The 12601-nt window shown below is 39.9% G+C and carries 7 protein-coding genes and 1 pseudogene; 5 read left to right on the top strand and 3 right to left on the bottom strand.

Annotation, left to right across the window (positions count from 1 at the left end):
* Nucleotides 1–186: 186 nt before the first annotated feature.
* A complete protein-coding gene (locus AC1TO5_RS10885) occupies nt 187–2232 on the bottom strand; it encodes a catalase (RefSeq protein WP_482062826.1) in 2046 nt (681 codons plus the stop codon).
* A gap of 386 nt (nt 2233–2618) precedes the next feature.
* Between AC1TO5_RS10885 and AC1TO5_RS10880 the strand changes: the two are divergent.
* The 3 genes and pseudogenes from AC1TO5_RS10880 to AC1TO5_RS10870 all read left to right on the top strand — a co-directional run.
* Nucleotides 2619–2735, top strand: a pseudogene (locus tag AC1TO5_RS10880) (MerR family transcriptional regulator); the annotation flags it as partial.
* A 76-nt stretch (nt 2736–2811) separates the two neighbouring features.
* Nucleotides 2812–3978: an RNA-guided endonuclease InsQ/TnpB family protein gene (locus AC1TO5_RS10875; protein WP_482062825.1), complete on the top strand. Its 1167-nt coding sequence runs from the start codon at nt 2812–2814 to the stop codon at nt 3976–3978.
* Nucleotides 3979–4099: 121 nt separating this feature from the next.
* Complete coding sequence (locus AC1TO5_RS10870; RefSeq protein ID WP_482062824.1) at nt 4100–6016, top strand: patatin-like phospholipase family protein; 1917 nt, start codon at nt 4100–4102, stop codon at nt 6014–6016.
* 230 nt (nt 6017–6246) lie between these two features.
* Here AC1TO5_RS10870 and AC1TO5_RS10865 read toward each other — a convergent pair whose 3' ends face one another.
* Nucleotides 6247–6969 carry an amino acid ABC transporter ATP-binding protein gene (locus AC1TO5_RS10865; protein WP_482062823.1) on the bottom strand — a complete coding sequence of 241 codons (723 nt, stop codon included), beginning with the start codon at nt 6967–6969 and terminating at the stop codon, nt 6247–6249.
* Nucleotides 6962–8431 carry an ABC transporter substrate-binding protein/permease gene (locus AC1TO5_RS10860; protein ID WP_482062822.1) on the bottom strand — a complete coding sequence of 490 codons (1470 nt, stop codon included), beginning with the start codon at nt 8429–8431 and terminating at the stop codon, nt 6962–6964. The genes AC1TO5_RS10865 and AC1TO5_RS10860 overlap by 8 nt, the downstream gene beginning before the upstream one ends.
* Nucleotides 8432–8930: 499 nt before the next feature.
* On the opposite strand from AC1TO5_RS10860, the gene AC1TO5_RS10855 reads away from it, so the two are divergent.
* On the top strand, nt 8931–10661 hold the full coding sequence (locus AC1TO5_RS10855) for an ABC transporter ATP-binding protein (RefSeq protein WP_482062821.1): 1731 nt from the start codon (nt 8931–8933) through the stop codon (nt 10659–10661).
* Entirely contained in the window at nt 10658–12562 is a 1905-nt protein-coding gene (locus AC1TO5_RS10850) for an ABC transporter ATP-binding protein (protein WP_482062820.1), read from the top strand. The genes AC1TO5_RS10855 and AC1TO5_RS10850 overlap by 4 nt, the downstream gene beginning before the upstream one ends.
* Nucleotides 12563–12601 lie beyond the last annotated feature (39 nt).

Below are 12601 nucleotides of genomic sequence, written 5' to 3'. Positions count from 1 at the left end.
ACAAGCGATCAAATGCCCGAAACTTAAAATGAAGGTTCAAAAATCGGGCTTTCAGAACCAAGAAGATGAAACGTTACTTGAGAAAGGCGGAAGCGCAAATGTACGTTATTGGTACATGCGAACCGTACTTTCCAAGTTCGTTTCATATTCGCCGTCGACTACGCTACGTCAGCATAATCATCGTTATCAAAGTCCGATGTTTTGAACTACCTCTCGATCCCAGAAGCGTTGTTGGGCTATCGCCTCAACAAACTGCGCCCCCATCGCCTTTCCAGCTGTAGAAGCTTGGATTACACCTGGTTGTTCAGCAATTTGTAGTTGCGTTAATATCGACTCATAGTCTTGAAGTGAAGCGATTGGTTTATATTGCTGATAAGTATCAAGTATGAATGGTTTGATCAGCCCGGCATGCTCCAACCCTCCAGCAATAATCAATCCATCGAATAGGCAAGGGTCTGTATTGAAAAATGTATCCTGTACCGTCCATTCCCCGTTCTCGTGATCAAGTACATTACCTAGACGCTCTCCAACGAAGCGATATTGAACCATACCCTTGTTCAACGCATCTAATACGGGTTGTAGTTGATCAGCTAGCACAGTATCCGAAATAACGATGGCCACTTTACGAGTGCGGGCTGATTTGGGAGATTGATCGACACTTAGCGCAGGTGAGGCCTTCGTATTAAGCTTCTCGGGAGCTTGTTCTTGCTTGTCCACATAAGTAATGCCAATTCGCTCAGCTACATACTGTACAAGCTCTGAGCTGACATTAGCAAACATATCAACGACCTGCTGCTGAACGGATTTACTTTTCACTTTACTCAATTCAAAGGTGAACGCATCTTTTATATGTTGTTTCTCGATCGTACTCATACTATTCCAGAACATCGTCGCTTGGGAGAAATGGTCTTTGAAGCTATCGGCACGTGCTTTAATAACACGACCTTCAACCTTTTCTTGATAATGCTCAAATCCTCCACTCTCTAAAGTAGCCGGTTTGGGTGTATGGTCAAACAACGAATTGCTATTGTAGCTCACATTGCCAACATTGATTGTTTGTCTGCCAAATCCATCGCGCATATTGTTATGGAACGGGCAAACAGGTCGATTGATCGGTAGTTCATGAAAATTAGGTCCGCCTAGACGGATGAGCTGTGTATCTGTGTATGAGAATAAACGTCCCTGCAGCAGCGGATCATTGGTGAAATCGATACCTGGCACAATATTGCCAACGTGGAAGGCAACCTGTTCAGTTTCAGCAAACACATTATCGACATTACGATCAAGTGTTAATTTACCAACGATTTGAACGGGTACATCTTCTTCAGGCCATATTTTTGTCGGATCGAGAATATCGAAAGGGAATTTGAATTCCTCATCTTCAGTAATGATTTGTAGACCAAGCTCGTATTCCACTACATTGCCCATTCCAATGTTTTCCCAAAGATCACGGCGATGAAAATCTGGATCATAGCCTGCAACCTTCTGATACTCTTTCCATATTTGCGATTGTCTACCTAGTAGCGGCTTCCAGTGGAATTTGACAAAATGCGCTTCACCTTGCTCATTAATAAGTCTAAACGTATGTACGCCGAAACCTTCCATCATCCGAAAACTACGTGGCAGTGCTCGTTCAGACATGACCCACATAATCATATGAGCAGACTCTTGATTATTGGCTACAAAGTCCCAAAATGTATCATGGGCGGAAGATGCTTGTGGCATTTCATTATGTGGCTCGGGTTTTACTGCATGAATAACATCAGGAAATTTGATCGCATCTTGAATGAAAAATACAGGCATATTATTACCTACAAGATCGTAATTCCCTTCCTCAGTATAAAACTTGGTAGCGAACCCACGGACATCACGAACGGTATCTGCAGAGCCTCTAAAGCCTGCGACCGTTGAAAAACGAGTGAACACAGGAGTAGTAATCGAAGGGTCACAAAGAAATTTAGCTTTCGTATAGCGTGCTAATGATTCGTATACTTTGAAATGTCCATGTGCTGCGAAGCCGCGAGCATGAACGACACGTTCAGGAATACGCTCATGATCAAAATGCGTCATTTTCTGCCTAAAGTAGAAATCTTCAATAAGCGTAGGACCACGAACACCTGCTTTGAGGGAGAACTCGTCATCAGTAACTTTAAGACCTTCATTCGTAGTTAATATTTTTCCTTCATCATGAACTCTATAATGCTCTAGTTGTTCGTCTTTACGATTGCTCATCTTAATACCCCTCCATATGAGTTTAATAGCTTTAGGGATATTATGGCTAATATAAAAATTATTATTCTACCAAGAAGTAAAGTAGTTAATATTCAACGACCAATAGTTCAGGCCAATCGTATAAGGGGTAATTTCTAGGGATGAACTTTTCATTATTTACTATTATAAAGCAAGAGTCTATAGTTATAAGAGAGTGTGCATCTTATCATTTGGAAAATATAATAAATGTAATGTTAACTAGTGGAAAATGATAGCGACAAGAGGGTCGAAAAACAGCAGACAATAATGTTTACAAATGTATATAAAAGTAGTGTGTTGTATATATGGAAAATCAAAATTAAAAACCAAAAGAATTTGAGGAGTTAGTTGGAGTCTCCGTAAAAACGTTGCAAAGATAGGATAACGAAGGAATTCTGATTGCAAATCGCACGCCAACAGATCGAAGATACTATACATATGAACAGTATCTATCTTATATGGGTAAAGTTAAGACTAATTTTGATCTCAATCATCCATGTCTTTTCTTGTAGAATATACGGTTTACAAAAATACAAAAAAAGATATAAAGGATGAATTTACATGAGATCATACAAAACAGAGATTCAATTAAGCGAATCGCAAATACAGACATTTAATCAGACGATTGGTGTTTGTAGATTCGTTTACAATTTCTATCTTGGTCACAATCAAAACCGTCATAAAAGTGGCGAAAAATTCATGTCAGGTATTGATTTTTCTAAGTGGTTGAATAACGAATTTATACCAAATCATTCTGAATTTTCTTGGATCAAAGATGTTTACGCCAAAGCAGTTAAACAATCCATCATGAATGCTGAAAAAGCTTACAAGCGATTCTTCAAGGGAGAGAGCAAATTCCCTAGATTCAAAAAGAAGAAAAATCAAGATGTAACGATGTATTTTGTAAAAAATGATGCCAAAATGATGATTCATTGTGAACGACATCGTATTAAAATCCCTACGCTTGGTTGGGTAAGCATCAAAGAAAAAGGTTATCTGCCCACCAAACGCGTGATTAAAAGCGGAACGGTATCTCAAAAAGCAGGAAGATATTATGTTACTGTTCTCGTAGATGAAGATATTCAACTACAGAGTAGCGACTTTAACGAAGGAATAGGGATTGATCTTGGCATTAAAGATTTTGCGATTCTATCCAATCAAGAAAAACCAATAAAAAATATTAACAAAACAAACAGAGTCAAAAAACTTGAAAAATCATTAAGACGTCAACAACGTAACCTTTCGAGAAAATACGAAAGTATAAAAAAATCTAAAAACCAAGGGAGGGAATCTGCTACTAGACAAAATATCCAAAAACAAGTTCTGAAGGTACAGAAACTTCATCAACGAATGTCTAACATTCGAGAAAACCACATGAACCAAACGGTTCATTCCATTGTCAAGCAAAAACCACGCTATATTACAATGGAAGATTTGAATGTGAGAGGCATGATGAAGAATCGGCATTTAGCAAAAGCAGTAGCACAACAATGTTTTCATCAATTCAAGATTAAACTAGAGGTTAAATCTAAGCAAGTAGGAATTGAATGGAGGATTGTTGATCGTTTCTATCCTTCTAGCAAATTATGTTCGTGTTGTGGACAGAAGAAGGTTGATTTGAAATTATCAGATCGAATCTATGTCTGCGATCATTGCGACAATATGATGGACAGGGATATGAACGCTGCTATCAATTTGAAAAACGCTAAAGTGTATAAAGTCGCATAAACAAGCGAATATACACATGTACCGATGGCTAGTCGGGAATTTACGCCTTTGGAGTGTTAAACAAACTGTAGTAGCATGCTATGTGCGAGACAGAACACGATGAAAAAGGAACAATCTCGATATGGATATATTTGTCCATATATTGAGTGGCAGATTAATAACTTACATGATTGATAGATTACAGAAACTTCCCTTATTTCAGCAAATGAGTGAAGAGGAACTGCAGCAACTATTACCTTACATATCAAGTGAGTTTTTTCAGCAGGATGTAACTATTATACAACAAGGGCATATCGGAGCAAGACTGTACATCATTGAAGCAGGAACGGTAGATATATCGTTGGAGCAACCGAGCTATATTCATATTGCATCACTTACTGTTGGAGATTTTTTTGGTGAAATGTCTTGTCTTACAGGAGATCCAATTAGCGCAAAAGTTACCGCTAGCTCAGATCTACAAGCTTTTGCATTAAGTAGAGATGGTATGCTAAGTCTAATGAATAGTAGCGCAGTGTTTCGTCAGCATATGATCGAGGCAATGGTTAAACGTATTCAGCAATCTAATGTAAGAGTAAGTGAAGAATATTCGAAAAGCTTATATTTATTAAAGCGCAATGAACTAGATGACCGAGATCGTTACGGTGAATTGGTCGGTAACAGTGAGCATATAGTGAAAATTCGCTCATTAATTAAGCGGTATAGCAATGAAGCGGGGATTATCGTTGTTACTGGTGAGGTTGGCGTAGGCAAGCAGCATGTAGCTAAGCGGCTACATTATACGTCCAGTCGCCAATCAGAGCCGATGATCGCTGTAGATGCCGCGCAGTTTCAATGGAGTGAATGGGATTCACTCGTAGCAGCAAGTCAAAGAGGGACATTATTGCTTGAACATATCGAACAATTAGATCAAGCGACGATTCAACAATTAGTTGAGCGGAGCGGACAAATGCATCTAATTATGACTTGCTGCGAAGACCGAGTGTTAGCAGGCTGCCATATGATAGCGATTGAGCCATTACGTGAACGAGCGGAAGATATACCGCTTTTGGCAAAGTATTATTTGCAGAAGACACAGCATACAGCAACGAATGAACAGCTGTCAGAGTCGATATCGGAAGAGGCACTTCGAATGCTAGCACTTTTCCCATATCTAACACAAAATATAGCAGAGCTGATTGCAATTGTGGAAGCAGCCTATATTGTAAGTGAAGGTCGAACGATTCAAAGCTCACATCTGAAATTCAATCGTTCGCGAAAGCAAGGCACAAGACCGACCGTCGGCTTAGCACTTGGCAGTGGTGCATTACGCGGAATGTCACATATCGGGGTGATTCGCTCGCTACAGCAAGCAGAAATTCCGATTGATATTATTGCAGGAACAAGTGCAGGTTCATTAGTTGGTGGAGCTTTTGCAGCTGGAATGACGGTCAATGAACTGGAAAAAGCTGTGATGAAGCTGAAATGGAACAATATCGTTAGTCCCACCTTTCCCAAAAAATCAATTGTACATAATGATCCATTAGTAGGGTTTATTGAAAGTTACTTAGGTGATATTCAAATCGAGCAATTGTCGATACCATTTGCCGCAGTTGCATCGGATTCTAATACTGGTGAGGCACATATTATGCGTAAAGGTTCGTTAGCGAGAGCGATCGCATCGAGTACAGCTATTCCAGCAGTAATGCGCCCTGTGCAGTATCAAGGGAAAACACTTGTAGATGGTGCCCTTGTGCATCCCGTTCCTGCGGCATTAACAAGAAGTATGGGCGCTGATATTGTCATTGCAGTCGATGTATGCTCACAAGACTTTACGAAAGGTCCGCCTACGAATTTTGTGAAATCCTTGCTCAATACGATTGATATTATGAGTGCGAAGATAGTGAAGGAAGAACTTCAAATGGCTGATGTCGTTATTCGACCTGAATTAGATCATATTCAAAATGGCTTCAAAGATTTCAAACAATATATTGATGCAGGCGAGCAAATTACGAGGGAGTATACCGAAATTATTAAACAGAAAATCCAGCTACTCTTGTAGGGGAAGGTTGAACCTTTATTAGAATAGCATAAGCTTCCGATGTATGCGAAACGAGCGGACCGTACAGACCTTATTTCTGCGATTTTAGCTTACATCTCAAAGTGTTTATAATAAGCAAATTAGCGTACTGTATGTCCGCTCGCTCACGTAATTAAGAAGGGGTTGTCCAGCAGTCAGTTTTCACCGACTTTCTGGGCAACCCCTTTTATTTCTGCGAAATATAGCGACGATTACAGTACTTGCTCTAGGAAACGGATAGCACGGTCGCTTTTTGGTTCATTGAAAAATTGCCCTGGTGTAGCTTTTTCAATGAGCATACCTTGATCTAGGAAGTAGATCGTATCGGCAGCTTCACGTGCAAATTTCATCTCATGCGTCACGATTAGCATCGTCATCCCACTGTCTGCTAAGTCTTTAATAACATTAAGTACTTCTTTGACCATTTCTGGGTCAAGTGCCGAGGTAGGTTCATCGAATAGCATAATTTCAGGCTCCATAGCTAGCGAACGAGCAATAGCTACACGTTGCTTTTGACCTCCAGACAGCTTCGAAGGATAGCTATCTGCTTTATCAGACAAGCCTACTTTGGCAAGCAACTCCATTGCTTTTGCTTGAGCAGCCGCAAGTGAAATGCCTTTCACTTGCATTGGTGCAAACGTAATGTTTTGCAGTACCGTCATATGTGGGAAGAGATGAAAATGCTGAAATACCATCCCAATATTTTGTCTAATTGCAGCTACATTAGCTTTCGGAGCAGTTAGTTCATCTCCGGAAATGGTAATAACGCCACTAGTAGGAACCTCTAACAAGTTAAGACAACGCAGAAAAGTCGATTTACCGGATCCTGATGGACCGATAATAGCAACAACTTCGCCTTTTGCGATCGAGGTTGTAATTCCGTTAATTACTTTATTTTTACCAAATGATTTGGTTAAATTGTCTACATTAATCACTACGACGTAATCTCCTTTCGAGCATACGAGCTAGCGAGGTCAATATTAGTACTAGCACATAGTAGATCGCTGCCACGAGCAATAATGCCTCGAATGAGCGGAACGTAGTAGCACGAACAACATCAGCACGACGCAACAGATCGGCAACACCAATGACCGATACGAGCGATGATTCTTTAATTAGTGCAACACATTCATTCACTAGTGCAGGTAAAATATTACGCAGCGCTTGTGGGAAAATAATCGAGATCATCATTTTACGATAAGGAATGCCAAGTGCAATCGCTGCTTCGCGTTGTCCTTTATCAACGGCCATAATTCCTGCACGAATCGTCTCTGATAGATAAGCTGCAGAGTTTAATCCAAAGGCAAGACCCGCCGCCAATAAAGCTGGAATTTTAAATCCAGTTAGCTGAGGCGTAGCATAATAGATTAGCAGTAATTGGACAAGCAGTGGTGTGCCACGGAAAATTGATGTATAGGCAGTAGCAAACCACTCCAATGGCTTAATACCTGAAATTTTGAAAAGTGATAGTATACTACCAAGAATAAGTCCAAGGACAGCAGACACTAGCGTGAACAATAATGTAACGCCGACACCTTTTACAATATAAGGAACATAGCCTTGTAATGTACTAAAGTCGATAAGTTTATCATTACGAGCTGACTTTGCATTAGCGTCAGGGAACCATTTCAATAGTAGCTCATCAAGCTTACCGCTTTCTTGCATTTGCGCAATAACAGTGTTGAACTCAACAACATAAGGTGATCCTTTCGGAAATGCTATCGCATAGCCGTTTTCGTTGTTATCAGCGGGCAGGAAGTGCATGACTAGCTTTGCATTCGCATTAGTCATTTCAACGGCTACCGCATCTTCTACGATTGCAGCATCAACACGATTAGAATTGAGTTCTTGTATTAGATCTGGTACTTTGTTCAGCTTACGAACTTCGGCAGCACCTTCTATGCTGTTAGCGATAGCTTCTTGAACAGAACCAAGCTGCGCACCGATAATTTTTCCATGTAGTGATTCAATGGAATCAAAGATGTTATCTTCTTTGGAGACGATCGTATTACGTGCGAAGTAATATGGATCAGAGAAATCAACATTTTGCTTTCTTTCCTCCGTTGCAGACATGCCAGACATGATGAAATCAACTCGACCTGATTGCATCGCAGCAATTAGTCCAGAAAAGTCCATGCTAGCGATTTTCAATTCATAGCCAAGCTCGTTCAAAATATGTTTGGCTATATCGATATCTAATCCGATGATTTCACCGTTATTTTTGGCATCAACGCTTTCATAAGGGGGAAAATCTGGTGATGTACCCATAACTATTACTTTTTTCGGTTGCGAAGTAGCCTCTTCAGCAAAAGCAGAAAATGCAGGACCGAAAGAAACAATGAGAAGTACCATTGTTAGTAGAGATACATATAATGTGTGTAGCCTATGCTTGTTCATATTGTCCTCTCTTCTTATGAATTTCAATTATACAATTATAGAGGTATTAGTATACGATGTAAATGGATTTACAAACTGGTATCCTTTTTGTGAAAAAAATGTAATTCCTAGTATGTTTCACAGCATATTATTTATGTGCGATCTAGCAGAATAGTTAGTTGAAGCTTGATAGGATGGAGAAAAAACATTAGGAGGGGATGACAACTATGCAACAAGACAAAATCATGACGAGACTATCTCTTATAGTAGTTATCGCTACAATTTTAAAAATAGAATGCGAGTTTAAATTACTTTGACCTCAATGTAAAGGGGGCGAAGTATTTTTTTGTTTTAGAGGTAGTTCCCTTGAACTTATATAAAGGTAGTTCAAAAAAGTTGAAGTTACTATGCAACAATTGATATAATTTTACTATTAGAATAAATTTCACTACTAAAAGAAATTAAAGGTCGGTAAGCCATCATCGAAAGTACCAATTGATAAGAAAGAAGGAGTGTTTAATTGCTAAAATTATTTCGAGTCTTAAAGCCTTATACGTTTACAATTATCTGCATTTTAATATTGATTCTATTGCAGGCATTATCGGATCTGTATTTGCCCACATTGATGTCAGATATTGTGGATCTAGGTATCAATAAAGGTGATCTCAATTATATTTGGAGCATGGGTGGAGTGATGCTGCTCGTTTCCATCGGGGGTACAATTGTAGCCATATTTGCAAGCTTCTTTGCTGCTAAAGTTTCATCAGTGTTCGGGAAAATTGTACGGAAAAAGGTATTTACTAAAGTAGAAGAATTTTCGTTGCAAGAGTTTGATCAAGTAGGAACAGCCTCGCTTATTACGCGGACGACGAATGATATTAATCAAGTTCAACAAGTATTATTAATGATGTTAAGAATGATGGTCATGGCACCGATGATGTGTATCGGTGGTCTGATTATGGCATTTTCCAAAGATAGTCAACTTTCAATGGTACTATTAATATCAATTCCGGTGTTAGTAGTAACGATTCTGCTAATCATTAGAAAAGGTATGCCGTTCTTCAAAATTATGCAGAAGAAACTAGATCGTATTAATTTAGTGCTTCGTGAAAGCTTAACGGGTATTCGTGTTATTCGCGCATTTAACCGTACGGGCTATGAGCAAACACGATTTACAGATTCCAATGCTGATCTTATGAATACGGCTGTGAAAGTCAATCAAATTATGGCATTTATGATGCCGCTAATGATGCTTATTATGAATCTATCTACAATTGGTATTATATGGTTTGGTAGTCAGCGGATTGATATGGGAGAAATGCTGGTAGGTGATCTGATGGCGTTCATCCAATATGCGATGCAAATTATGTTCTCGCTTGTGATGATGTCGATGATGATTGTGATGTTGCCTCGTGCGCAAGTATCGGCTGCTCGTATTAATGAGGTATTAGATATAGAGCCAACGATTACAGATCATCATGCACAAGCGGTGAGTACTAAGCAAGCATTAGGTACAGTTAACTTTAATAATGTTTCATTTACATATCCGGGGGCTGAAAAACCAGCTATTGCAAATATTAACTTTGAATGCAGACCTGGAGAAGTAACGGCAATTATAGGTGGGACGGGTTCAGGTAAGACGACGATTATTAATCTTATTGAGCGTTTCTTTGATTGTAATGAAGGCTCAATTGACTTTTCAGGCGTGAATGTTAAAAAATGGTCAGTCGAACAATTAAGAGGAAATATTTCACTTGTACCGCAAAAAACGACCATTTTTAGTGGAACGATTGCTGAAAATATTCGTCAAGGAAAGCAAGATGCCACAGATGAGGAACTTCGAGAAGCGGCAACGATTGCCCAGGCGGTTGGCTTTATTGAGAAAATGGAACAAGGCTTTGATACAGTGCTAGCACAAGGCGGAACGAATATATCGGGAGGACAGAAGCAACGCTTGTCCATTGCTCGTGCACTCGTTCGACGTCCAAGCTTATATCTTTTCGACGACAGCTTCTCAGCGTTAGATTATAAGACAGATTCAACACTTAGAGATGCGCTCAAGGATCAAGTATCTGATGCAGCAATGATTATCGTTGCGCAACGGATTAGTACCGTTATGAACGCCGATCAAATTATCGTGATGGATGAAGGCGAGCTTGTTGGCAAAGGGACTCATGCGGAGCTCTTAGAGTCATCAGACGTTTATCGTGAAATTGTGCAATCCCAGTTAACAGAGGAGGAGAGCGCATGAGTAAGAGTGAAAGAGCAACTCACACAGATAATAAACATAGTGCAGGCGGACCTCGTGGTGGCCCAGGTGGTGGCCCTCCGGGCATGATGATGCCAGGAGCGAAGGCGAAAAACTTTAAAGGTACACTCAAGCGATTATTGCAATATTTGAAGCCATATCAAGTACGGCTGCTTGTTGTGTTTCTAACGGCGATCTTAAGCACGATTTTTGCCATTGTAAGTCCTAAAATATTAGGTGAGGCTGTTAATGTTATTTTTGAGGGTTGGCTTGTCAAACAACAGGGCATTGCCGATGGTGGTATCGATTTTAAGATGATTACTTTTCTTCTTGCGATACTAGCCCTTTTATACGTTATTAGTGCGGTATTTGGTTTTATCCAACAGTTTCTTATGGCTAAAGTAGCACAGCGCGTCGTCTATCAGCTTCGAGAAGATGTGAATCATAAATTAGGTAGATTACCACTTAAGTTTTTCGATTCTCGTTCCAATGGAGATATTCTTAGCCGTGTTGTCAATGATGTAGATAATGTGGCGAACACATTACAACAGAGCTTAACGCAAATGATTACTTCCGTTGTAACCATTATCGGGATTATCATTATGATGCTAACGATTAGCCCGTTATTGACGCTAATTATTATTCTTACCTTACCATTAAGCTTTGTCGTGATTGCCTTTATCGCGAAGAAATCACAACGCCATTTCAAAAATCAACAGAAAGAATTAGGCGAATTGAATGGTCATGTAGAAGAAATGTTTACAGGTCATATCATTGTGAAGGCATTCGGTCGTGAGCAGGAATCGATTGAGCACTTTGAGGAAATGAACGATAAGCTTTATCAATCGAGCTGGCGCGCCCAGTTTATGTCGGGGATTATGATGCCGCTAATGGGCTTTATCGGTAATATCGGCTACGTACTTATTTGCGTAGTCGGCGGTATTCAAGTGACGAAAGGCAGCATTAACGTCGGTGGTATACTAGCCTTTATTCAATATGCTAGACAATTTACAATGCCAATTACACAGACGGCTAATATTGCCAACATAATTCAATCAACGATTGCTTCAGCAGAGCGTGTATTCGAATTATTGGATGAGGCAGAAGAACAAAAAGATGTGAATACCAATGTGAAAATTGCAAATCCGCAGGGCGATGTATCATTCCAGCATGTTAAGTTTGGTTATAAAGATGATGCAGTACTGATGGAAGATTTGAATCTTGATGTGAAAAGTGGTCAGATGATTGCGATTGTTGGACCGACAGGTGCTGGGAAAACAACACTCGTTAATCTATTGATGCGCTTCTACAACATTCAAGCTGGTACAATTACGATTGATGGTAAGCCGATTGATCAATTGGAGCGTTCGTACGTCCGTTCATTGTTCGGTATGGTGCTACAAGACACATGGCTATTCAACGGTACAATTCGCGATAATATTGCTTATGGTCGTGCTGGCGCTACTGAAGCAGAAATTATTGCAGCAGCGAAGGCAGCACATGCGGATCACTTTATTCGTACGCTTCCAGAAGGCTATGATACCGTGTTGAATGAAGAAGCATCTAATATTTCCTCGGGTCAGAAGCAATTACTTACGATCGCTAGAGCTATTCTTGCGGACCCAGCGATGCTTATTCTTGATGAAGCAACGAGTAGTGTTGATACACGTACAGAACTTCATATTCAGCAAGCGATGAACAACTTGATGGAAGGTAGGACGAGCTTCGTGATTGCGCATCGTCTATCGACAATTAAAGATGCTGATCTTATACTAGTAATGAATCAAGGTTCGGTAATCGAGCAAGGTACTCATGATCAATTGCTAGCTAGTGGTGGATTCTATGCGGAGCTATACATGAGTCAGTTTGCGAATGGCGGTTCAGGCGAAGTAGAACTCGATTAAAATTTTCGCTTGTGATCACGAACTTATATGACAGATTGG

This window comes from Paenibacillus sp. Y930 (assembly GCF_056786375.1).
This window is presented reverse-complemented; position numbering and strand designations above follow the sequence as displayed.

Bases quoted from the DNA above. Each gene is read 5' to 3' on its own strand.
- AC1TO5_RS10860 (WP_482062822.1), bottom strand. From the start codon at position 8,431: ATGAACAAGCATAGGCTACACACATTATATGTATCTCTACTAACAATG.
- AC1TO5_RS10885 (WP_482062826.1), bottom strand. From the start codon at position 2,232: ATGAGCAATCGTAAAGACGAACAACTAGAGCATTATAGAGTTCATGAT.
- AC1TO5_RS10875 (WP_482062825.1), top strand. From the start codon at position 2,812: ATGAGATCATACAAAACAGAGATTCAATTAAGCGAATCGCAAATACAG.
- AC1TO5_RS10870 (WP_482062824.1), top strand. From the start codon at position 4,100: ATGGATATATTTGTCCATATATTGAGTGGCAGATTAATAACTTACATG.
- AC1TO5_RS10850 (WP_482062820.1), top strand. From the start codon at position 10,658: ATGAGTAAGAGTGAAAGAGCAACTCACACAGATAATAAACATAGTGCA.